Raw genomic sequence first — 22,335 nt, 5'->3', positions numbered from 1 at the left:
AATTAGTAATGGCTTCTCGGAAACTTCGGCTCCGCCGAGCCTTCGCGTGATGACACAGTGATTGGATTGGGGGCAGCGCAGTTTAATTGTTTGCTTAATAACGGCTCAAGGCCACCGGGATCTTCCGATGGCCTTTTTCGTGGGCATGGGCATGAGCACGGGCCGAGGGTGCCCTGCCGGTTCAGCTGGCTTCGAGGACCATATTGAGCGGCGTTTCCGTCGCGCGCCGGAGCGAGGCGAAGCCGCCGGCCTTGATGACCTTGGCGATCCTGCCCTCGCCTGCCTGGGCGCCCAGGGCGGCGCCGGTTTCCTGGGCCAGGGACGTGGGCACGCAGATCATGGTTGAGGCCGAGTAGAAGAGCCGCCCGACCGGGTTGACGTTGTCCTCGAGCGTGTCGCCGGCGTTGGGCTCGACGATCATCCACCGGCCCCCCGATTTAAGCGCCTTGCGGATGTGGGCGGCGGCGGCCACGGGATCACCCATGTCGTGCAGGCAGTCAAAGCAGGTCACGAAATCATAGGTCCCGGGGAAGTCCTGGGCGCGGCCCACCTCGAAGCGGACGTTGTCGACGCCATGGGCCGCCGCGTGGGCCCTGGCCGCGCCGATCGATCCGGGGTGGAAATCGAAGCCGACGAAGGTCGATTTCGGGAAGGCCTGGGCCATGACGATGGTCGAAACCCCGTGGCCGCAGCCGATGTCGGCGACGCTGGCGCCCTCGTTCAGCAGATCGACCACCCCGTCCAGCGAGGGAAGCCAGTCCTGCACCAGGGCGTTGACATAGCCCGGTCGGAACATGCGCGCGACCGAGCAGAAGAGACATCCGGCCTGGTCGCCCCATGCGACGCCCTTGCCGCTTTTGAAGGCGGCCTGCACCTTGGGCTGGTTCTCGACCATCGCGGCGGCGGTGTCGAAGGCGCCGATCAGGTTGGCCGGGCTGTCCGGCGAGGCGAAGACGAAGGCCTGTTCAGGCGACAGCGAGAAGCGCCCGTCCTCGTGGGTGATATAGCCGGAGGCCGTCTGGGCGGACAGCCATTCGCGGATGTAACGGGGGTGACAGTCGGTTTCCGACGCCAGTTCCTCGGGCGTCGACGGGCCCAGCTTGTCGAGCGCGGTGTAAAGGCCGAGGGCGTCGCCGATACGGACCAGCGGAACGCTGACGGCGCCGCCAAGATCGCCCAGCACGCGGCCGACGAAGGCGTTGAGGGTATTTTCATCAAGTGCCATTGAACCATCCTCCTATCGCAGCTCCGTGCTGCGCGGGGAAAGCATGGACCCGCCGCGAGGGCGGCGCATGAGGCACCCGTCCCGTCGGCGCGGCCCGGCTCATGGGGCCAATGTCCCAAGGGGTCAGTGGCCCAGCGCGCGAACGATCGCCTGCGCCCGGCTGGTGACGCCCAGCTTGGAGAAGATCACCGACAGCTGGTTGCGCACGGTTTTCTCGCTCTTGCCCAGGCGGGCAGCGATGGAGCGGTTGTCGAACCCCTCGGCCAGCAGGCGGTAGACCGCGGCCTCGGCGCCTGTCAGGCCGGCCTCATCCGCCACGCGCGGATCCGGCGCGGCATCCCCGAGAAAGAGCGACAGTTCGCGGTGAAACTCCTCCCATGCGGGCTCTTCGGGCAGCAGGACGTGGTTGTCGCTGTCCAGGGCCACGAAGCGGGCGCCGGGAATGCGTGTTGCCAGCAGGGCTCCCTGCTCGAACGGGACGCGCGCGTCGCAGCGGCACGCCAGGACCAGCGTGGGCACGCGCACCTGGGCGCAGAAATCGACGACATCGATCCTTTGCATATGCGCCAGCGATTCCGCCGCCACCTCGGGCGTCGCGGTCAATTTCTCCAGGTCGGCCCACCAGCGATGCTGCTCGGGGGTGCCGCCAGGAATGAAGAGCTGGGTGAAGAACTGGGAGAACGCGGGATTGTCGCGGCCCCAGCCCACGCGGATGAAGTTGACGAGGGTCTCGGCCTCGAGCAGCTCGGCCTCGTTTCGGGCACGGGTTCGGCCGCCCTCGGCATAGGCGTTGAACAGCACCAGGTGGGAGACCCTCTCGGGGTGCAGCGCGGCGTAGCGCACCGCCAGCGCGCCGCCCTGGGAAACGCCCAGAAGTGCGAAGCGTTCTTCGGGGATCGACGCCACGACCGCGTCGAGGTCCTTGCACCATGCGTCGAAGCTCAGGTCGGCGCAGTGACGCTCGGACAGGCCGCAGCCGCGGGGATCGTATCGGACATAGCGGTGGTGGCGTGACAGGGCCTTGATCCAGGGGCGCCAGATGGGGCTTTCAAGGTCGTGGGCGATGTGGCTCAGCCAATGGGCGGCCCGCAAAAGGACCGGCCCGGAACCGCAGCTCGACATGGCGATGCGGGTTCCATCCTCGGACGCACAGAAAGAGGTTTCCTGGTGCAATGCCATTCCCGGAGCATACTCCAATCCCGGCGATCCACATAGATGGCGTGAGGGGCACAGCCCTTGGTTGCATACGGGTGGCAAGGCTCGCCGGCGCCACGTGAAGTCGGTTGCGGCGGCGCCCCATCCCCGGCATCCTGACAGGCCCGCGCCGGGTGCGCGCAGCAACAACAGCGGAGTGGATGGATGAGGTTCTCGGCCAATCTTGGATTTCTCTGGACCGAGCTGTCCTTGCCGGACGCCATCCGCGCGGCCGGGGCCGCCGGGTTCGATGCGGTAGAATGCCATTGGCCCTACGCGGTGCCGGTGGCCGATGTGCAGGCCGCGCTGGAGGAGACCGGGTTGCGCATGCTCAGCCTGAATACCCGGCGGGGCGATGTCGACGCGGGCGAGTTCGGGCTGACGGCCCTTCCCGGGCGCGAGGCCGAGGCCCGTGCCGCGATCGACGAGGCCATCGCCTATGCCCGCGCGATCGGGACGCCCTGCATCCACGTCATGGCCGGCCGGGCGGAGGGGGCGGACGCCGGGGCGGTCTTTGCCGAGAACCTGCGCCATGCCTGCGACAGCGCGGCGCCCCACGGGATCTCGATCCTGATCGAGGCGCTGAACAGACACGACGCACCGGGCTATTTCCTATCAAGCCTTGAGCAGGTGATCGGCGTCATCGAGGGGCTGAAGCGGCCCAACCTTCGGCTGATGTTCGATTTCTACCACGTGGAGCGGACAGAGGGCGACGCGGTGGCGCGCCTGCGCCGGGCGCTGCCCCATGTCGGGCATATCCAATTCGCCTCGGTCCCCGATCGGGGCGCGCCCGATCATGGCGAGCTGGACTATGACGAGGTGTTCCGCGCGGTGGCAGAGATGGGCCACACCGCACCGCTGGGGGCCGAGTATCGCCCCGAGGCGGGCACCGACGCCTCGCTTGATTGGCTGCGCCGTCTGCGGGCGGGCGGGCGTGTCAGGCCGGGGGGGCGGGCAGCAGGGTCAGCGTGACCGCCACGAAAAGCGCCGCCGTGCCCACCAGCACAAAACCGTGCCAGATCGCGTAGCGAAAGCGCATACTGCGCCGAGCGTAGAAGATCGTGCCCAGCGAATAGGTCAGCCCCCCGGCAACCAGCGCGCCAAGCGCCGTGGCCGACAGATGCGAGGCAAGCTGTGGCAGCGCCAGCATCCCCATCCATCCCAGGCCCAGGTAGGACAGCACCGACCAGCGGGTGTCGATGCTGGTGCCGAAGATCTTGTAAAGCATCGCCGGCAGCGCCAGCGCCCAGGTCGCCGCCAGCACGGCGTGGGACCAGCCGGTGCCGATATGGATCAGCAGCGGCGTGAAGGTGCCCGCGATCAGACCGTAGATCGCCGCGTGGTCAAGCCGACGCAGCCCGGGGCGTGCCCGGTGCCAAGGCAGCATGTGATAGCAGGCCGAGGCCCCGAAGGAGAGGGCCAGCGTCGCCGCATAGATGCCGCAGGCAAGGATCAGCAGCGGGTCGAGGCGGCTTGCCGCCAGAACGATCAGGACGCCGCCGCCGACCAGGGCAAAGGTCAGGCCCACGGCGTGGACCAGGCCGTCGGCGCGGCGTTCGGCGAGGGTGGTGCTGGGATACATCTGGCGTCGGGCCCGGGCAGTTGCGGCGATTGTCCAGATATGGACCCGGGCGGGCATCATTCACAGGCTGACGCTGCGGCAGGGCCGGGTCCGCGCCGGGTCCGCGCCGGTGGCGGGCAGTCTGCGGATCACCAGCCGGGCGCCTAGAGGCCTGTGGGGTCGGGGAAAAGGAAAGGCCGGAAACACCGTGCACCTGGCGTTTCCGGCCGACCGGGGCTGTCGCTGCCCCGTCGTGTGGGTCTGCTCGCGTTTCCGCCCGGGAAAGCCTGGGTTCGGCCCCGTGGAAAGGCCTTGGCTTCGTGGCGTTGGAGGGTCAGGCCACGGCCCGACTCGTCATGCGCAGCGTGTGGCAAGAACCTGGATCGGCGCCACGGAAAGGGTTTCCCGGCGTCCGGATGCCCAGGGCATGGGGACTGTCAACTCTTCGGCTTCCTTGATCACCCGCTTCAACCATCTGCGTTCTTTTTTCATTGGTCTGATCCTCGTAATGGTCCAGCGGGTGGCCCGGGTCGGGTCCGTTGGATGTCACTGATTGCTGACCTTCAGACTGCCCCCGGTTTGAGGCGGCGCGAAGGCGGGGATCGGGAAAAAATCGCGCAGGCGCCCTTTTTTGGACAGGGCAGGGCAGGCAGTGGCCTTGGGCGCGACCCTTCAGCCAAGGGTCTGAAATCACGTGCTAAATGCCGGATATTGGCCCGACCGAACCCCGTTTGTCGTGCCAATTTCGGCGGGAATGGGGCGGCAAGGCGCCGCTCCGGTGCCCCTGCTCAGAGCCTGATCGAGGACATCAGCCGGCCGTAATCGGCCTCGTTCAGGTGGACCGAACGGCGGTAGGAATAGAAGGCGCCCGGATCCTCGTAGGTGCAGTGGCGGATCCACTCGGCGTCGCGGATCCCGGCGCTGCGCAGGCGGTGCAACCCGTAGCCCGGCAGGTCGAATTGCACCCGGTCGCCCTTGCCCTGGGCAAAGAACCTCTGGTTCTCGGGGTCGTCGTCCAGGAAACGCTCCATGAAGTCGGGCCCGACCTCGTAGTTCTTCTGGCTGATGGAGGGGCCGATGGCCGCGACGATACGCTCGCGCTGCGCGCCCAGTTCGACCATCCTGTCGATGGTCGCCTCAAGCACGCCGCCAAGCGCGCCTTGCCAGCCGGCGTGGGCCGCGCCGATCACCTGGGCCTCGTGGTCGGCGAAAAGCACGGGCTGGCAGTCGGCGGTCAGGATGGTCAGCGCATAGCCCGGCTGGCGGGTGACGATGGCATCGGCGCGCGGCTTCTCGGCGGGGGGCTCCCCGTCCAGCACGAAGACCTCGGCCGAGTGATACTGGTGCACCGAGAACAGCGAGGCGGGCGCGAGGTCCAGCGCCTCGGCCACGCGCGCGCGGTTGAGCGAGACCACATGGGCCTGATCCGAGGATCCGGCGCCGCCGTTCAGCTCGGCGTAGATGCCGGTCGAGGCCCCGCCTCTGCGGGTGAAAAACCCGTGGGCAAGGGGCATCAGAAGGTCGTTCGTCAGTATGTGAAGCGTCATGAACCGAATCCAGGGGGGGCGGATGTTTCAATGGGATGAATGGCAATCGTCTTGAAGAGGCTCCCCATTTCGTCGGGGTGGGTCAAGCGGCGATATGCACGCAGATGGGCCTCAAGCGCGGGATTGCCGGCGGCCCCGCCATCGGGGGGGCGGGCGGCCAGGGTACGGGCCAGCCGCTCGGCCCGGGCGCCGATGCCCAGGGCTTCGAGAAAGGCGCCCTGGGTCGTCATGCGGGTGGCGCGGGCGCCGGCGGCCTGGGCGGCCTCGGCCAGACGGGCGAAATCCACATGCGCGGTCAGATCGGCCTGGCCCGGGGCGGCGAGAGGGTCGACCGGCACGTGGCCGGCCACGGCCTGGAACGTGTCGCCCAGCGACTGCCAGTCGCCGTAATCCACGATCAACGCGGCGCCCCCATCTGCGGCGATGCGCCCGGCGATGGTGGCGAGGATGGCGTTGGCGGCGGGCCGGATCTCGACCACGTCGCCGGGGCCGGTGTCGGCCAGGCGATGGGCCAGCTCTCCCAGCCGGGCAGGGGGCGTGAGGCCGAGGGTCAGGGATGGCCCCTCCGTCCCCTCGGCGCCGCCCGCGGCCTCGGCAAGGCCCACGACCCGCTCCTGCCAGCCGTCGGCGTGGCGCTGGAACTGGCGGATGGGCAGGGCGTCGAAAAATTCGTTCGCCAGCAGGAAAAGCGGCCCCTCGGGAAGGTCCTCGACCCGGTCGATCCAGCGGGGCGGTTTCGGCAGGTCCAGCCCCTCGAGGGTGGCGCGCTGCCGGGCGATCAGGCGGGGGCTGGCCTCGACCAGGACGGGACGGGCGGCGGCGAGAAAGCCGGGCACGCCCCGGCCCGCGCGCAGGGCGTCGGCCATCAGCGTGCCACGGCCGGGCCCCAGCTCGGCCAAGTAGAACGGATTGGGTGCGCCCTGGTCCAGCCAGCACTGTGCCAGCCACAGGCCCAGCAGTTCACCGAACATCTGGGTTATCTCGGGCGCGGTGGTGAAATCGCCTTCCGCGCCGAAGGGCTCGGCGGTGGTGTAATAGCCATGCTCGGGGTGGAGCAGGCAGTCGCGCATGTAACTGTCCAGCCCGATGGGCCCGTCATGGGCGATGCGGCGGACAAGCTGTCGGGCAAGCGGGGTCATCGGCGTGTCAGGCCCCGGGCTGGGCCGTCCGGTCGCGTCGGATGGCGCGGAAGATCAGCCACAGGCCGAAGGCCAGCATCGGCAGCGACAGAAGCTGACCCATGCTCAGCCCGCCGGCGCCGATCTGCACGACGCGACCCAGCGGGTTGTCGGGGGTGATGAACTGGGCGTCGGCCTGCCGGACGAATTCCACCAGGAAACGCGCGACGGCATAGCCTGTCAGGAACACGCCCGTCAGAAGCCCCGGACGACGAAGCGCCCCCGAGGACGCCAGAACCACCAGCGCAAGGCCCAGCAGGATCCCTTCCATCCCCGCCTCGTAAAGCTGGGAGGGGTGGCGCGCGCAGACCCCCTCGACGCCGGGGCAGTTCTGGGCGGCCTGGCCGGGAAAGACCACGCCCCAGGGCAGATCGGTCGGGCGGCCCCAAAGCTCGGCGTTGATGAAATTCGCCAGCCGCCCCAGCAGGATGCCGGGGGGCGTCGCGATCGCCAGCACGTCGGCCACCGACAGGATGCGCAGCCCGTTCGCCCAGGCAAAGAGCAGCAGCGCCACGATGACACCCAGCATACCGCCGTGGAAGGACATCCCCCCCTCCCAGACGGCCAGGATCTCGCCGGGGTTCTGCATGTAATAGGCCGGCTGGTAGAACAGCACGAAGCCCAGTCGCCCGCCCAGGATGATCCCCAGGATCACCCAGGTCAGCAGCGATTCAAGCTGCTCGGAGGTCATGGCAGGGGTGTTGTTGGCCCAGAGGCCCGGTTTCTTCAGGTAGGAATTCGCAAGCCGCCAGCCCAGGATGATCCCCGTGATATAGGCCAGCGCGTACCAGCGCAGTGCCAGGTGAAAGCCGCCGATGTCGATGGCGAAGATCTCGGGGTCGATGTTCGGGAAGGGAAGGGTCGCGATCATGGGGTCTGGTGCCTTTCGGGGTCCGATCCTCTGTCCTTTGCGCGCCGGATGAAGTCAACCGCGCTCTCCCGGACTTGATGGGGCGTGTGTGGCGGCCCATATAGGGCAAAGCAACCCGGAGAGCCACGATGCAGACGCGCAACAAGATTTTCGACGATATCTCGCAACTGATGACCAATGCCATGGGCGTGGCCCAGGGCGCACGGGGAGAGGCCGAGACCGCCGTAAAGGGCATGATCGACCGTTGGCTGGCGGACCGGGATTTCGTTACCCGGGACGAGTTCGACGCCGTGCGGGCCATGGCCCAGAAAGCACGCGAGGAGAATGCCGCCCTGAAGGCACGGCTGGACGCGCTGGAAGACGGCAAGCCCGGCGCCGCGACGAAATCCGCCAAGACCGGCCCCAGCTCCGGCGCCAAGCCGGCCAAGCCTGCGAAGGCGGGGGCCACGAAGAAGACCGCGCCCAAGGCCGATCCCGACGGCACCAAGGCCTGAACCTGCCGCCCCACGGGGCGTGCCGGATAAATCCGTCTTTTCCACAGGCGCCGCCTTTTCGGGCGGCGTCTGTTTTTTTGTCAACAGGCCCCGGGCGATATCCCCAAGCCGGCAGCTTTCTGGGGATAAGCGGGAATTAGAGCTTTACTCGTTTCGTATTTGGGAACACCATATCTGGTATGGAGTTGGGCGGTTGTACCTAATTCCCAGGTCGGAACCCAGCGTCTGGTGGCAGCGCGCCAGCGGGCGACAATGAAAGGGGCAGCGCATGGCACTTTCCGAGCAGTACCTTCAAGCCGAAGACCTTCACCCCATCGACATGGTCGAATCCCTGGCCGAGCACCACGAATGGGAATTCGACCGGGTCGGCGACGACCAGATCGCCATGGCGATCGAGGGGCAGTGGCGGACCTACTCAATCACCTTGGCCTGGTCCGCTTATGACGCGACCCTGCGCCTGATCTGCACCTTCGAGATGGAGCCGCCGACCGACAAGCTTCCCGATCTCTATCACACGCTCAACCAGACCAACGACATGTGCTGGGCCGGCGCCTTCACCTACTGGGCCGAGCAGAAGCTGATGGTCTATCGCTACGGCCTTCTGCTGGACGGCGAGGCCATGGTCACACCCGAGCAGATCGACCGGCTTCTCAACGCCGCCGTGCGCAGCGCCGAGCGTTTCTACCCCGCCTTCCAGCTGGTCTGCTGGGGCAACGAGGCGCCCGACGATGCGCTTCAGGTCGCCATTGCAGAGGCCTACGGCCGCGCCTAACCTGCGGGTCCAATCATCGGACCAATCAGGGAAGACGCAATGAACATGAGCGAAGTCGCGGCGCGGGGCCTTGTCCTGCTGGGGTGTGGCCGGATGGGATCGGCCCTTCTCGAAGGATGGCTGAAACAGGGCCTGCCGCCGTCCTCGGTGCATGTGATCGATCCGAACCCCTCGGCCCGGCTGCGCGCTTTGGCCGAGGAGGGGCTGCACCTCAACGCCGATCTGCCCGAGGATGCCGCGATCGCGCTGATCGCGGTCAAGCCGCAGATGATGACCGACGCCCTTCCGGGGCTGCGTCGGCTGGCCGACGGTCGGACCCTGTTCGTGACCGTGGCCGCCGGCATCTCCTTTGCCGGCTACGAGGCCGTGCTGGGCGAGAATGCCCCGATTGTGCGCGCCATGCCCAACACTCCCGCCGCCGTCGGACGCGGCATCACCGCGATCATCGGCAATGGCCCGAGCACGCCGGCCCAGCTGGACCTGGCCGACGCGCTGTTGCAGGCGGTGGGCCAGACCGTGCTCCTCGACTCCGAATCGCAGATGGACGCGGTCGTCGGGCTGTCCGGGTCGGGGCCGGCCTATGTCTTCAACATGATCGAGGCGCTGGCCGCCGCCGGCGAGGCCCAGGGCCTGACGCCCGAGATGTCGCTGCATCTTGCCAAGGCGACCGTTGCGGGCGCCGGCGCGCTGGCCGAGGCGTCCCCCGAAGGCCCCGGCACCCTGCGCGAGAACGTGACCTCTCCCAATGGCACCACCTACGAGGCGCTCAAGGTGTTGATGGATCCCCAGACCGGGTTGGGGCCGTTGATGCGCAAGGCGGTGGCGGCCTCGGCCGACCGCAGCCGCGAGTTGGGCCGGACCGATGAGTGAGGTGGACGGCACGGAAGCGGCGCAAATAGCCACCTTCGACGATTTCCTGAAGATCGACATCCGGGTCGGCCGCATCACGCGCGCCGAACCCTTCCCGGAGGCGCGCAAGCCCGCCATCAAGCTGTGGGTCGATCTGGGTTCCGAACTGGGCGAGCGCAGAAGCTCGGCCCAGATCACCGCCCATTACACGCCCGACGAACTGGTCGGGCGGCGGGTCATGGCGGTGGTCAATTTCGCCCCGCGCCAGATCGGCAAGTTCATGTCCGAAGTGCTGGTCCTGGGCGTGCCCGACGCCGATGGCGAGGTCGTGCTGGTCGCACCGGACCACGACGTGCCTATCGGCGGCAGGCTGTACTGACTCGAGCGCTTGAAAATACGAGGCGAAGGCGAAAAGGGGGCTGCCGCAGAGGAAGCCGTCTCAATTTCGGCGATATTTCCCAAGGCGCGGGAACTACGGCACCCCCCACACTAAACCGACGAAATAATCGGCCACTCGTCACATTCCCCGGCACCAAAATCCCCAAGGAATGTCCATCATGATGAGCGCATAGTTAACAAATCGTAATGGGAAAGCGGTTCCGGTTTTCCCCCCAGCCGATTACCGGCCTTTTGACAACCGCGAAATCCGTCGCAGGCGGGCGGAAGGCGAAATTTCGCTTCCTTTAGCCATGTCAAAGGATTATCAGGCTCCTATGGGTACGGCAGGTGGGTATTTGAAGAAACACACGGAGGCTCTCGTCAAGGACGTGGGTTTCGAAGCCGCCTGCGCGCTGGCCGGCAAGTCCAAGGCCACCCTGGGACGCTATTATTCCACCAGCCCCGAGCATGAAGACCGGTTCATGCCGATCGACACGGTCGCCGCCCTGGAAGAGGCCGCCCGCTTTCCCCATGTCACCGCCGCCCTTGCCGACCTGCGGGGCGTGACCATTCAGTATGGTGGCACCCGCGAGCCCCGCTCGGGCGGGGTCAACGCGGACGTGGTGGCGCTGTCCCAGCGCTTTGCCTCGCTGATGGGGGAATACAACGTCGCGATCGAGGACGGGGTGATCTCGGCCAATGAGGCCAAGCGTCTGCTGCGCGAGACCAACGAGATCCAGCAGGTCCTGCTGGAGATGCGCCTGCATCTCGAGGACGAGACCATCGGCTGATCGGCCGCCGTCACGATGACGGCAGCGCCCTTCAGATGAAGGGCACCAGCGGCACGCCACAGGCCGACAGAAGCAGTGGCAGGCTCAGCATCAGTAAAACGCGCATCTTTCGTCCCCCGTTGGTTCGGTCCAAGGGTGGCCTGTCGTCCCGGGCCCTGCAAGCCGAACCCCGCCTTCCCGTGCGCCGACGACCCCTCTGCCGAAACATGACGCAGCAGGGCCACAGCGCCGGCGCCTGTCCCGTGACATCGCCCAAAGAAAAGGGGGCCGCCGCAGCAGCCCCCGATCATTTCCCCGATGGCGGGTGGTTCAGCCCTGGAGGGCCTGCACGCCGATCTCGCCCTCGCGTGCCGAGCGCATCGCCAGCGCAGCGGCATGGGAGGCCGCGGCGGTGGTGAAGTAGGGGATCTTGTCGTAAAGCGCGACCGCGCGCATCGAACGCGAGTCCTCGACTGCCTGGGCGCCCTCGGTGGTGTTCATCACCAGGGCGATCCCGCCGTCCTTCATCATGTCGACGATGTTCGGACGGCCCTCGTAGACCTTGTTCACCACGGTCGATTCCACCTTGTTGGTGGTCAGGAACTCGGCCGTGCCGCGGGTCGCGACGATCTCGAAGCCCAGCTCGCGCAGGATCTTGGCGGTCTCGACCAGCTCGGGCGTCTTGTCGGCGTCCTTGATCGACAGGAAGACCCGGCCCGACTGGGGCAGGACGGTGCCGGCACCCAGCTGCGCCTTGAGGAAGGCGCGCGCGAAGCTGGCGTCATAGCCCATGACCTCGCCGGTCGAGCGCATCTCGGGCCCAAGCAGCGTGTCGACGCCCGGGAAGCGGGCGAAGGGCAGGACGGCTTCCTTGACCGCGAATCCTTCGATCTGCGGGTCTTTCAGGTCGAAGGCCGAAAGCTTCTCGCCGGCCATGACCCGTGCCGCGATCGAGGCGATGGGGCTGCCGACGGCCTTGGCGACGAAGGGCACGGTGCGCGAGGCGCGGGGGTTGACCTCGATCAGGTAGATTTCGCCATCCTTGACCGCGAACTGGATGTTCATCAGGCCGACCACGCCAAGGGCCAGCGCCAGCGCGCGGGTCTGGACGTGCAGCTCGTCGATGATCGACTGGGGCAGCGAGTAGGGGGGCAGCGAACAGGCGCTGTCGCCCGAGTGCACGCCGGCCTCTTCGATATGCTGCATGATGCCGGCGACATGCACGTCTGTGCCGTCGCAGATGGCGTCCACGTCGATCTCGACCGCGCCGGACAGGTAGCTGTCCAGCAGCACGGGGCTGTCGCCCGAGACCACCACGGCCTCGGCGATGTAGCGCTCCAGCTGGGGCATGTCGCGGACGATCTCCATCGCCCGGCCGCCCAGCACGTAGGAAGGGCGGATCACCAGCGGGAAGCCGATTTCCTGCGCGATCATCATCGCTTGGGCGTCGGTCGAGGCGATGCCGTTATGGGGCTGCTTCAGGCCAAGGCGCTGGACAAGTGCCTGAAACCGCTCGCGGTCCTCGGCAAGGTCGATGGCGTCGGGCGAGGTGCCAAGGATCGGGATGCCCTCGGCCTCCAAAGCGTTGGCCAGCTTCAGGGGCGTCTGGCCGCCGAACTGGACGATCACGCCGTGCAGGGTGCCGTTGGACATCTCGACCCGCAGGATCTCCATCACATGCTCGAAGGTCAGCGGTTCGAAATAAAGCCGGTCCGAGGTGTCGTAGTCGGTCGAGACCGTCTCGGGGTTGCAGTTAACCATGATCGTCTCGTAACCGGCATCGGTCAGCGAGAAACAGGCGTGGCAGCAGCAATAGTCGAACTCGATCCCCTGACCGATCCGGTTGGGGCCGCCGCCAAGGATGACCACCTTCTTGCGGTCGCTGGGGCGCGATTCGCATTCCACGTCGCCCATCGCGTCGGCTTCGTAGGTGGAATACATGTAGGGGGTCTGGGCCTCGAACTCGGCGGCGCAGGTGTCGATCCGTTTGAAGACGGCGTTGACGCCAAGGTTGCGGCGGGCGCGGCGCACGGTGCCCTCGTCGCGGCCGGTCAGCTTGGCCAGACGCGCGTCGGTGAAGCCCATCATTTTGAGCTTGCGCAAACCGTCTTCGGTCAGGGGCAGGCCATCGCGACGGATGGCGGCCTCGGCCTCGACGATCTCGCGGATGCGGGCCAGAAACCACGGATCGAACGAGGTCGCGGCCTGAATGGCGTCATTGTCCAGCCCGTGGCGCATGGCCTGGGCGATCACCCGGATGCGGTCCGGGGTCTGGGCGCTGAGCGCCTTGGTGATGGCGGCCATGTCGGGGGCGCCGGGGATGTCGATCTCGTCAAAGCCGGTCAGGCCGGTCTCCATCGAGGCCAGCGCCTTTTGCAGCGACTCGTGGATGGTGCGGCCGATGGCCATCGCCTCGCCCACCGACTTCATCGCCGTGGTCAGGTTGTTCTGGGCGCCGGGGAACTTCTCGAAGGCGAAGCGCGGGATCTTGGTGACCACATAGTCGATGGTCGGCTCGAAGCTGGCGGGCGTCACCTTGGTGATGTCGTTGTCCAGCTCGTCCAGCGTATAGCCGACGGCGAGCTTGGCGGCGATCTTGGCGATGGGGAAGCCCGTGGCCTTGGAGGCCAGCGCCGACGAGCGCGAGACCCGCGGGTTCATCTCGATCACGACCATGCGGCCGTCTTCGGGGTTCACGGCCCATTGCACGTTCGAGCCGCCGGTCTCGACGCCGATCTCGCGCAGCACGGCCAGCGAGCCGTTGCGCATGATCTGGTATTCCTTGTCGGTCAGGGTCAGCGCGGGGGCCACGGTGATCGAATCGCCCGTGTGCACGCCCATCGGGTCCACATTCTCGATGGCGCAGACGATGATGGCGTTGTCGTTGCGGTCGCGCACGACCTCCATCTCGAACTCTTTCCAGCCCAGCAGGGATTCGTCGATCAGGATCTGGTTGACCGGCGAAGCGTCGAGGCCGGTCTTGCAGTAATGTTCGTAGTCGTCGCGGTTGTAGGCCACGCCGCCGCCGGTACCGCCAAGGGTGAAGGCGGGGCGGATGATCGCCGGCAGGCCGACGTATTCGATGGCGTCCATGCATTCCTGCATGTTGTTGGCGATGGTGGCCTTGGGGTTCTCCAGACCGATGCGGTCCATCGCCTCGCGGAACAGCTTGCGGTCCTCGGCCATCTCGATGGCCTCGCGGTTGGCGCCGATCAGCTCGACGCCGAATTTCTCAAGCACGCCCATGTCGGCCAGCGCCAGCGAGGTATTCAGCCCGGTCTGTCCGCCCATCGTGGGCAGCAGCGCGTCGGGACGTTCCTTCTCGATGATGCGGGCGACGATCTCGGGGGTGATGGGCTCGATGTAGGTGGCATCGGCCATGTCCGGGTCGGTCATGATCGTGGCGGGGTTCGAGTTGACCAGAACCACGCGATAGCCTTCCTCGCGCAGGGCCTTGCAAGCCTGTGCACCGGAATAGTCGAACTCGCAGGCCTGTCCGATGACGATAGGCCCTGCGCCGATGATCATGATGGTTTTGATGTCGGTTCTTTTCGGCATGGCGGCAGTTTCCCCGAAGCGGCTTGCCCGGACGAACCGGGCCAGTGTGTCATGTTCCAAATTGACGCGGTTATAGAGGGACGGCCCCGTGTTGCAAGGCCGGTTTCTGCCCCGGGCGGCGGTTGGCGGCAGAAACCGCCGGTCGGCTGGCAGCACAGGGGCGAGGAAAGGGGCGCAAGGCCCCCGCAGGGCGGGTGCGCCGCCCTTGGTGCGATTCCCGGCCGGTCGCCTTGCCGCGTGCCCGCCTATTCGGCGGCGCGGGTCATCGCCTGGTCCTCGCCGCCGCCGTATAGGTAGTCTCGGGTCAGCGGCACGGCGTTCATGCTGGGGCTCAGCTGGAACTGGAACACCGACTGTCGCGCATGGCGGAAGGTCATCTCGGACGCCAGCATGTAATACCGGAACATGCGCACGAACCGCTCGTCGTAAAGCGCGCGGATCTGCTCGACATTCTCGTCGAAGCGCATCCGCCAGTGGCGCAGGGTTTCGGCGTAATGCATGCGCCAGACCTCGACATCCGTGGTCACCAGGTCCTCCTTCTCGATCGCTTCAAGCACCTCCGACATGGCCGGAACGTAACCGCCAGGAAAGATGTACTTGGCGATCCAGGGGCTGGTGGCCCCCGGCGGCGTGCCGCGCCCGATCGTGTGGATCAAGGCGATTCCATCGGGCACCAGCAATTGCTGAACCTTGCGGAAATAGTCGCGGTAGTGGGGCACGCCCACATGTTCGAACATGCCGACCGAGACCACGCGGTCGAACCGTTCGGCGACCGCGCGGTAATCCTGCAGCCGGAATTCGATCTGCTCGGCAAGGCCCGCCTCCTCGGCGCGGCGGCGGGCCACGCCAAGCTGTTCCTCGCTGAGGGTCAGGCCGACAACCCGGACCCCATAATCGCGCGCCAGCGTCAGCGCCATGCCGCCCCAACCACAGCCGATGTCCAGCACCCGCATTCCCGGGCGCAGCAGCAGCTTGGCGGCGATATGGGCCTTCTTCTGGGCCTGGGCCTCTTCCAGCGTGTCGTCTGGATGGCGGAAATAGGCACAGGAATATTGCCGGTCCTCGTCGAGGAACAACTCGTAGAGGCGCCCCGACAGATCGTAGTGATGGGCGACGTTTGACTGGGCGCTACGCGCGGTGTTGCGCTGCCGGATGCGACGCATCGCCTTTTGCGCCTTGAGGTTGGCGTCCAGGATCCAGCTGCGCCCCCCGGCCGAGCGGTTGGCGATCAGAAGCGCAAGAAAGCCCTCCAGGTCGTCACCGTCTATGGTCAGGGTCTGGTCCATGTAGGCCTCGCCCAAGGCGAGATCGGGGTTGAGGACAAGCCGACGGGGCAGGGCGGGATCGTTCAGGCGAACGACCATCGGCTTCTGCGGGCCGGTGCCGTAGCTTCGTTCTTGCCCGTCGGGGAATACGACCCGAAGCCGTCCCTGGCGGAACAGGCGTCCGAGCATCTGGTCAAGCAGGCTGATCCACATGGCAACCTTCCATTCTCATGAGGTCCGAAATCTGGACCCGCGCGGCGGAATGCGACCGCGTATTTGCGTAAAACAGGGATATTCTGGGACGGTATAAACCACTTGTAAAGATTTACCCCGTTTCACAGTTTGGAGAACCGGGTTTGCCATGATCGCCTGGTGGCAGCCGCGATCGGGGCTGGGTGGCGGGTTCCCGCGCTGGAATCTTCGGCTGCCCGAGCCTCCCTCGGGGGATGCGCGCGCCCGGGCCACCTCCAAGGGGCCGATCCGGCCGCCGCGACGGCACGGCACCGCTGCATCCCTTGACTTCCGGGCGCTTGCGGTATGTATCGGCGCAAACCAGTTATCCGCACGATACCTGACCGAAATCCGTCCAAGACGCCCGCCCGAGGAACCGAAATGCACGCTTTCCGCACCCATACCTGCGCCGATCTCGACAAATCCAACGTCGGCGATACCGTCCGCCTGTCGGGCTGGGTCCACCGGGTGCGCGACCACGGCGGCATCCTGTTCATCGACCTGCGTGACCATTACGGCGTGACCCAGGTGCTGGCCGACCCCGACAGCCCCGTTTTCGCCGATGTCGAGAAGGTGCGCAGCGAATGGTGCATCCGCATCGACGGCACCGTGAAGGCCCGCGACCCCGAGCTGGTGAACCCCAAGATCCCCACCGGCGAGGTCGAGGTCTTCGTACGCGACATCGAGGTTCTGGGCGAGGCTGCGGAACTGCCGCTGATGGTCTTCGGCGATCAGGAATACCCCGAAGAGACGCGTCTGCGCTATCGCTTCCTGGACCTGCGCCGCGAGAAGCTTCAGCGCAACATGACCCTGCGCTCGGACGTGGTGGCCTCGATCCGCAAGCGGATGTGGGGTGCGGATTTCCGCGAGTATCAGACGCCGATCATCACCGCGTCCTCTCCCGAGGGCGCGCGCGACTTTCTGGTGCCCTCGCGCCTGCATCCCGGCAAGTTCTACGCGCTGCCCCAGGCACCGCAGCAGTTCAAACAGCTGATCATGGTCTCGGGCTTCGACAAGTATTTCCAGATCGCCCCCTGTTTCCGCGATGAAGATCCGCGCGCCGACCGTTCGCCCACCGATTTCTACCAGCTCGACATGGAGATGTCGTTCGTCACCCAGCAGGACGTGTTCGACACGATCCAGCCCGTGGTGCAGGGCATCTTCGAGGAATTCGGCGGCGGCCGCAAAGTCGACACCACGTGGGAGCAGATCAGCTATCGCGACGCGGCCATGTGGTATGGCACCGACAAGCCCGACCTGCGCAACCCGATCAAGATGCAGGACGTGTCCGAGCATTTCCGCGGCTCGGGCTTTGCCATCTTCGCCAAACTGCTGGAACAGGACGGCACCCAGATCCGCGCCATCCCCGCCCCCAAGGGCGGCAGCCGCAAGTTCTGCGACCGCATGAACGCCTTCGCCCAGAAAGAGGGTCTGCCCGGCATGGGCTACATCTTCTGGCGCGAGACCGACGGCCAGATGGAGGCCGCCGGCCCCCTCGCCAAGAACATCGGCCCCGAGCGGACCGAGGCCATCCGCCAGCAACTTGACCTGGGCGTGGGCGACGCGGCCTTCTTCCTTGGCGGCAAGCCGTCGGCCTTCGAGACCGTCGCCGGCAAGGCCCGCACCGAGATCGGCAACGAGCTTGGGCTCACCGACACCGACCGCTTTGCATTCGCCTGGATCGTCGACTTCCCGATGTACGAGAAGGACGAGGAGACCGGCGCGATCGACTTCTCGCACAACCCCTTCTCGATGCCCCAGGGCGGGCTGGAGGCGCTGCAGGGCGATCCGCTGGAGGTCCTTGGCTACCAGTATGACCTTGCCTGCAACGGCTACGAGCTGATCTCGGGCGCGATCCGGAACCACAAGCTGGACATCATGTACAAGGCGTTCGAGCTGGCGGGCTATGGCCCCGAAGAGGTCGACAAGCGCTTCGGCGGCATGGTCAAGGCGTTCCGCTACGGCGCACCGCCCCACGGCGGTTGCGCGGCCGGCATCGACCGGATCGTGATGCTGCTGGCCGACGAGGCCAACATCCGCGAGGTCATCATGTTCCCGATGAACCAGCGCGCCGAGGACCTGATGATGGAGGCTCCCTCGGAGCCCACCAACGAGCAGCTACGCGAATTGCGCCTGCGGGTCATCCCCGCCGAGGATTGATCCCGTCCATCGAATTTACACCAATGAATGTGCAAACGCCGGCCCTCAACAGGCCGGCGTTTTACTTTCCGTGAGCGTCGTAATGAAACTCAGTCCTCGAGGCTGTCGGCGACCTTCTTGTCGACCAGCTTGCGCTCCTCGTCCTTGCGGGACAGGAACCGGCGGCCGTAGCCCTCGATCTCGGAGGCGTCGATCACTTCCTTGGCGCGGCTGAAGACCTCGTCCTCTTCCTCGTCGATGTGATGCTCGTATTCCTCGCGCAGCTTCTTGAACTTCTCAAGCCATGCGCCCTGGGACATGTCCATCTCGTTCAGCTCTTCCAGCAGATCGTCCAGCTGCTGATGCTCGTGCACCGAGTGGCGGGCGGCGTCCTGGCCCCAGGTCTTCGAGATCAGCTTGGAATAGAAGGTCTCTTCCTCGGCGGCGGCGTGGGATTTGACGTCGTAATAGAAGCTTTCCCAAGCCTCGCGCCGCTCCTCGCTGTCGCCGCTGGTGGCTGCGATGCGCTCCAGCAGGGCGCGGTGTTCTTCGTGGTCGGCCATGATGGCCTCGTAAATGTTCGGCATCTGTAATCTCCCCGGGGGCTGTTCGTGCGATCAACGCCGCGTGAGGTCGCAATGTTCCGCCGGTTCCATCCGCCAAGGCCGCCCGGGCCGCGTCTTCGCCCGTGCCTTGGGTCCCGGCGGGTGCTAAACTGTTCCGGCCGGGCCCCTGTCGCCGACGCCCATCCAGACGGAGTGCGCAAGATGACCGCCAAAGCGACGATCAGCGCCATCCGCTTCGGGACCGGCCTGTCACCGCGTTATCCCGCGCCCGCCGACGCCGCCGCGCTGATGGCGGGGTTGGACGCCCCCGACGAGGCCGCCCGCCGCTTTCCCATGCAGTCCTTCGAGGCCCGGCGCGTCACGGCCGACGCCTTCCAGACCCTGCGACGGCAGATGAAATCGGATCGCAGCAATGCCGAGGTCAAGGCGCGGCTGAAGGCCGCCGGCAAGGAGATGGATGCCGGCACCGCCCGCGACGCGATGAATTTCCTGTCCCGCGGTATCCACTCACCCGCGCCGCTGCGCGAGCGGCTGACCTGGTTCTGGGCCGATCATTTCACCGTGCGCGCCCGCCCGCGTGCCCTGCGCGGCGCGGTCACGAACTATGTCGAGGATGCGATCCGCCCCCATGTCGCCGGCCGGTTCGGCGCCATGCTGCGGGCCGTCGTAACCCATCCGATGATGCTGGAATACCTGGACCAAAGCCGGTCCTTCGGCCCGAATTCTCCGGTCGGCCTGAAGAAGGGCAGGGGCGTCAACGAGAACCTCGCCCGCGAGATGCTGGAGCTGCACACCCTTGGCGTGGGCGGCCCCTATGACCAGCAAGACGTCAAGCAGATGGCGCTGTTGCTGACGGGTCTATACGCCGACCTTGGCCGCGGTTTCACCTATCGCCGCAACATCGCAGAGCCGGGGACGAAGACCGTTCTGGGTCAGCGGTTTGGCGGTAAGCGGCCGGCGATCGAGGATATTCACGCAGCCCTCGAGATGCTGGCCCGCCATCCCGCCACGGCCCGGCACCTGGCGCGGAAGCTGGCGGTGCATTTCCTGGGGCCCGCCCCGCCGGACGACCTGATCGAGGCGATGGCCGGGGCCTATCTGGCAGGGGGTGACGACCTGCGCGCCATGACCGCCGCCATGCTGGACCACCCCGCCGCGTGGGAGCCGCTGGGCACCAAGGCCCGCCGCCCGCTGGAATTTATCGTCGCCGCCTATCGCGCCCTCGATCCCGAGGAGGAGGCGCTGCACCGGATGAAGCGCAAGGACCGGCAGCGCAGCATCTTCGGGCCCCTGTCGGTGATGGGCCAGCCCTTCCAGCAGCCCTCCGCCCCCAACGGCTGGCCCGAGGAGGACGAGGCCTGGATCACCCCCCAGGCAATGGCCGCCCGGATCCAGTGGGCGATGGCCGTGCCCTCCGAGGTCCATCGCGACCTGCCGGACCCGCGGCTTTTCCTCGAGACGGCCCTGGCGGACGCGGCGGACGGGCGGCTGCGCTTCGCCGTCTCGGCGGCCGAGACACGCTGGGAAGGGGTCGGCCTGGTGCTGGCCTCTCCGGCGTTCAACCGGCGATGAGCGGCAAGGAGAGGCAGATGGACAGACGCAGTTTTCTGAAATCGGGCGCGCTGCTTGGCTGTTCGGCGGCGGCGCATCCCTTCCTGACCAGCGTCACCCTGGCCAGTGCCCCGACCGACAACCGCCTGGTGGTGATCGTGCTGCGCGGCGGGCTGGACGGGACCGACATGGTGCAACCCTATGGCGATGCGCGGCTTTCGCGTTACCGCCCGAACCTGCTGGCGGGGCCCGATGCGGGGGCCGAGGATCTTGACGGGTTCTTCGCGCTGAACGGGTCCTTCGCGCCCTTGATGCCGCTCTGGCGCAAGGGAGAGCTGGCCTTTGCCCACGCGGTTTCGACCCCCTATCGCCAGCGGCGTAGCCATTTCGACGGCCAGGACCTTCTCGAGGCCGGGACCGGGCCCGACGTGGGCGGTGCCCTGGCCCGCCAGGGCTGGCTGAACCGGATGCTGCAGGTGACGCCGGGCCTGTCGGCCCAGACCGCCTTCGCGGTGGGGCGCGCCAACATGCGGATCCTTGACGGTGACCTGTCGGTGCCCAGCTGGTCGCCCGCCACCCGGCTGAACCTGTCGCCCCGCAGCCAGCGCCTGTTGGAGGAGGTCTATCACGACGATCCCCTCTTCCGCGAGGCCGCCGCCGAGGCGATGGCCCTGGCCGAGGGGCTCGATATGGGTTCCTTGGACGGGGGCTATGCCGGCGGCGCGATGGCACTGGGCGAGATGGCCGCCGCCGCCCGCCGCGAGGAGGCCCCCGATGCCCTGGCCAGCTTTGCCGCCGACCGGCTGCTGGAGGACACGCGCATCGCCGCCTTCTCGATCAACGGCTGGGACACCCACCAGAACCAGGGGCGCGGGCTGCGCAATGCTGCCAAGCGGCTGAACGCCGCGATCCTGGCCCTGCGCGACCGTCTCGGCCCCGTCTGGGGGCGGACCACCGTGCTGGCCATGACCGAGTTCGGGCGCACCGTGGTCGAGAACGGATCGGGCGGCACGGATCACGGCACGGGCGGCGTTCTGGTGATGGCCGGCGGTGCCCTCTCGGGGGCGCGGGTTCACGGCGAGTGGCCCGGCCTGGGCGAAAGCGCCTTGCTGGATCGCCGCGACCTGCGGCCGACGCGGGACGTGCGCGCCTACGCGGGCTGGGCGCTGCGGGGGCTTTACGGGCTTGACCGTGGCGCGGTCGAGGACGTGATCTTTCCGGGGCTGGAACTGGGCGCGGATCCGGGAATTCTTGCCTGAACGGGCGGGATCGGTTCTTGCCATGGCGACATGCGCGGGTAAGGATTCGCCCACGCCACGAGGATGCGCCACGACGGAACGGGGGCGGGATGCAGGAAGATCGACGACTGGACGAGGCGCTGCCGCGCTGGAACGCGCCGCCCGCGCCGCGGCGCGAGCCGCTCGAGGGGCGACTGGTCCGGCTGGAGCCGATGGACGCCGACCGCCACGCGGCCGAGCTGCACCGCGCCTTCTCCCGCGATACTGCCATGTGGGATTACCTGCCCTATGGGCCCTTCGCCTCGGCCGCGGGCTACCACCGCTGGGTGCGGGAGTTCGCATCCGGAGAGGACCCGCTGTTCTACGCGGTGCGCGACCTGGCCGAGGGGCGTTGCACCGGCGTGGCAAGCTTTCTGCGCATCAAGCCCGAGAGCGGCAGCCTGGAGATCGGCCACGTCGCGTTTTCCCCGGAGTTGCGGCAGACGGCGGCGGCGACCGAGGTCTTCTACCTGATGATGCGCTGGGCCTTCGGCGCCGGCTACCGCCGGCTGGAATGGAAATGCGACGCCACCAACCTCGCCTCGCGCCGTGCCGCCGAGCGGCTGGGCCTAAGCTACGAGGGCACGTTTCGCCAGGCCAATGTCGTGCGCGGGCGCAACCGGGACACGGCCTGGTTCGCGGCGATCGACAAGGACTGGTCGGCGCTGGAAGAGGCCTTTCGCGCCTGGCTGGAGCCCGCCAACTTTGGTGCGACGGGCCGCCAGCGTGAGCGCCTGGGCAACCTGACCTCCCTGGTCCGTGTCTCCTCCGATCCGATGCTGCGCGACCTGGCGCGATAGGACCGGTCGGCGCGGGGGGGGGTGCCTGACTTGCCGCCTGACTGGCCCTCGGCGGGCCGAAGGACGCCCTACCTCGAAGGTCCCTCATGCGATGCCCCACGGTCGGCAT

At 67.1% G+C, this 22,335-nt stretch carries 19 protein-coding genes and 1 pseudogene; 10 read left to right on the top strand and 10 right to left on the bottom strand.

Annotation, left to right across the window (positions count from 1 at the left end; translation table 11 throughout):
* Positions 1–181: 181 nt before the first annotated feature.
* Together CLV77_RS11740 and CLV77_RS11735 are read right to left on the bottom strand one after the other, a co-directional pair.
* Complete coding sequence (locus tag CLV77_RS11740) at positions 182–1,225, bottom strand: class I SAM-dependent methyltransferase (RefSeq protein WP_076980401.1); 1,044 nt, start codon at positions 1,223–1,225, stop codon at positions 182–184.
* A gap of 123 nt (positions 1,226–1,348) precedes the next feature.
* A complete protein-coding gene (locus tag CLV77_RS11735) occupies positions 1,349–2,404 on the bottom strand; it encodes an alpha/beta fold hydrolase (protein WP_076980402.1) in 1,056 nt (351 codons plus the stop codon).
* Positions 2,405–2,584: 180 nt separating this feature from the next.
* On the opposite strand from CLV77_RS11735, the gene CLV77_RS11730 reads away from it, so the two are divergent.
* On the top strand, positions 2,585–3,391 hold the full coding sequence (locus tag CLV77_RS11730) for a hydroxypyruvate isomerase family protein (RefSeq protein ID WP_076980403.1): 807 nt from the start codon (positions 2,585–2,587) through the stop codon (positions 3,389–3,391).
* Here CLV77_RS11730 and trhA read toward each other — a convergent pair.
* The 5 genes from trhA to lgt form a co-directional block, all read right to left on the bottom strand.
* The gene (gene trhA, locus CLV77_RS11725) at positions 3,357–4,001 is read right to left on the bottom strand and encodes a PAQR family membrane homeostasis protein TrhA (RefSeq protein ID WP_076980404.1); all 645 of its coding nucleotides are present in this window, start codon (positions 3,999–4,001) and stop codon (positions 3,357–3,359) included. The genes CLV77_RS11730 and trhA overlap by 35 nt on opposite strands.
* A 333-nt stretch (positions 4,002–4,334) precedes the next feature.
* Complete coding sequence (locus tag CLV77_RS16390; RefSeq protein ID WP_157802054.1) at positions 4,335–4,472, bottom strand: hypothetical protein; 138 nt, start codon at positions 4,470–4,472, stop codon at positions 4,335–4,337.
* A 296-nt stretch (positions 4,473–4,768) separates the two neighbouring features.
* The gene (gene pgeF / locus CLV77_RS11720) at positions 4,769–5,527 is read right to left on the bottom strand and encodes a peptidoglycan editing factor PgeF (protein WP_076980405.1); all 759 of its coding nucleotides are present in this window, start codon (positions 5,525–5,527) and stop codon (positions 4,769–4,771) included.
* Entirely contained in the window at positions 5,524–6,666 is a 1,143-nt protein-coding gene (locus tag CLV77_RS11715; protein ID WP_076980406.1) for a class I SAM-dependent methyltransferase, read from the bottom strand. The genes pgeF and CLV77_RS11715 overlap by 4 nt, the downstream gene beginning before the upstream one ends.
* A gap of 7 nt (positions 6,667–6,673) precedes the next feature.
* Positions 6,674–7,576 (bottom strand): prolipoprotein diacylglyceryl transferase, encoded by a 903-nt coding sequence (gene lgt, locus CLV77_RS11710; RefSeq protein ID WP_076980407.1) that lies wholly within the window; start codon positions 7,574–7,576, stop codon positions 6,674–6,676.
* A gap of 128 nt (positions 7,577–7,704) precedes the next feature.
* On the opposite strand from lgt, the pseudogene CLV77_RS16755 reads away from it, so the two are divergent.
* The 5 genes and pseudogenes from CLV77_RS16755 to CLV77_RS11685 form a co-directional block, all read left to right on the top strand.
* Positions 7,705–7,944: pseudogene (locus CLV77_RS16755) on the top strand (accessory factor UbiK family protein); the annotation flags it as partial.
* Between the two features lie 394 nt (positions 7,945–8,338).
* Positions 8,339–8,842, top strand: coding sequence for a type III secretion system chaperone family protein (locus CLV77_RS11700; RefSeq protein ID WP_076980408.1), 504 nt, complete (start codon positions 8,339–8,341; stop codon positions 8,840–8,842).
* A 39-nt stretch (positions 8,843–8,881) separates the two neighbouring features.
* Positions 8,882–9,712 (top strand): pyrroline-5-carboxylate reductase, encoded by an 831-nt coding sequence (gene proC, locus CLV77_RS11695; RefSeq protein WP_076980409.1) that lies wholly within the window; start codon positions 8,882–8,884, stop codon positions 9,710–9,712.
* Positions 9,705–10,070: a tRNA-binding protein gene (locus CLV77_RS11690; RefSeq protein WP_076980410.1), complete on the top strand. Its 366-nt coding sequence runs from the start codon at positions 9,705–9,707 to the stop codon at positions 10,068–10,070. Before proC ends, CLV77_RS11690 begins: the two co-directional genes overlap by 8 nt.
* 334 nt (positions 10,071–10,404) lie before the next feature.
* On the top strand, positions 10,405–10,860 hold the full coding sequence (locus CLV77_RS11685; RefSeq protein WP_076980411.1) for a phage regulatory CII family protein: 456 nt from the start codon (positions 10,405–10,407) through the stop codon (positions 10,858–10,860).
* A gap of 309 nt (positions 10,861–11,169) precedes the next feature.
* Here the strand turns inward: CLV77_RS11685 and carB are convergent, their stop codons facing one another.
* Together carB and CLV77_RS11675 are read right to left on the bottom strand one after the other, a co-directional pair.
* Positions 11,170–14,397 carry a carbamoyl-phosphate synthase large subunit gene (gene carB, locus CLV77_RS11680; protein WP_076981151.1) on the bottom strand — a complete coding sequence of 1,076 codons (3,228 nt, stop codon included), beginning with the start codon at positions 14,395–14,397 and terminating at the stop codon, positions 11,170–11,172.
* A gap of 245 nt (positions 14,398–14,642) precedes the next feature.
* A complete protein-coding gene (locus tag CLV77_RS11675; RefSeq protein WP_076980412.1) occupies positions 14,643–15,875 on the bottom strand; it encodes an SAM-dependent methyltransferase in 1,233 nt (410 codons plus the stop codon).
* 399 nt (positions 15,876–16,274) lie between these two features.
* Between CLV77_RS11675 and aspS the strand changes: the two genes are divergently transcribed.
* Positions 16,275–18,053, top strand: coding sequence for an aspartate--tRNA ligase (aspS, locus tag CLV77_RS11670; RefSeq protein WP_076980413.1), 1,779 nt, complete (start codon positions 16,275–16,277; stop codon positions 18,051–18,053).
* 89 nt (positions 18,054–18,142) lie between these two features.
* On the opposite strand, the gene CLV77_RS11665 is transcribed toward aspS, so the two are convergent.
* The gene (locus CLV77_RS11665) at positions 18,143–18,619 is read right to left on the bottom strand and encodes a hemerythrin domain-containing protein (protein ID WP_076980414.1); all 477 of its coding nucleotides are present in this window, start codon (positions 18,617–18,619) and stop codon (positions 18,143–18,145) included.
* A 180-nt stretch (positions 18,620–18,799) separates the two neighbouring features.
* Between CLV77_RS11665 and CLV77_RS11660 the strand changes: the two genes are divergently transcribed.
* From CLV77_RS11660 to CLV77_RS11650, 3 genes are all read left to right on the top strand, one after another.
* A complete protein-coding gene (locus CLV77_RS11660; RefSeq protein ID WP_076980415.1) occupies positions 18,800–20,170 on the top strand; it encodes a DUF1800 domain-containing protein in 1,371 nt (456 codons plus the stop codon).
* A gap of 17 nt (positions 20,171–20,187) precedes the next feature.
* Positions 20,188–21,408: a DUF1501 domain-containing protein gene (locus tag CLV77_RS11655; RefSeq protein WP_076980416.1), complete on the top strand. Its 1,221-nt coding sequence runs from the start codon at positions 20,188–20,190 to the stop codon at positions 21,406–21,408.
* Between the two features lie 89 nt (positions 21,409–21,497).
* Positions 21,498–22,226, top strand: a complete 729-nt coding sequence (locus CLV77_RS11650; protein WP_076980417.1) for a GNAT family N-acetyltransferase — start codon at positions 21,498–21,500, stop codon at positions 22,224–22,226.
* Positions 22,227–22,335: the final 109 nt, after the last annotated feature.

This window comes from Brevirhabdus pacifica, assembly GCF_002797755.1.
Lineage (GTDB): Bacteria > Pseudomonadota > Alphaproteobacteria > Rhodobacterales > Rhodobacteraceae > Brevirhabdus > Brevirhabdus pacifica.
The sequence above is the reverse complement of the archived record's forward strand: the minus strand, read 5'-3'. Positions and strand labels throughout refer to the sequence as shown.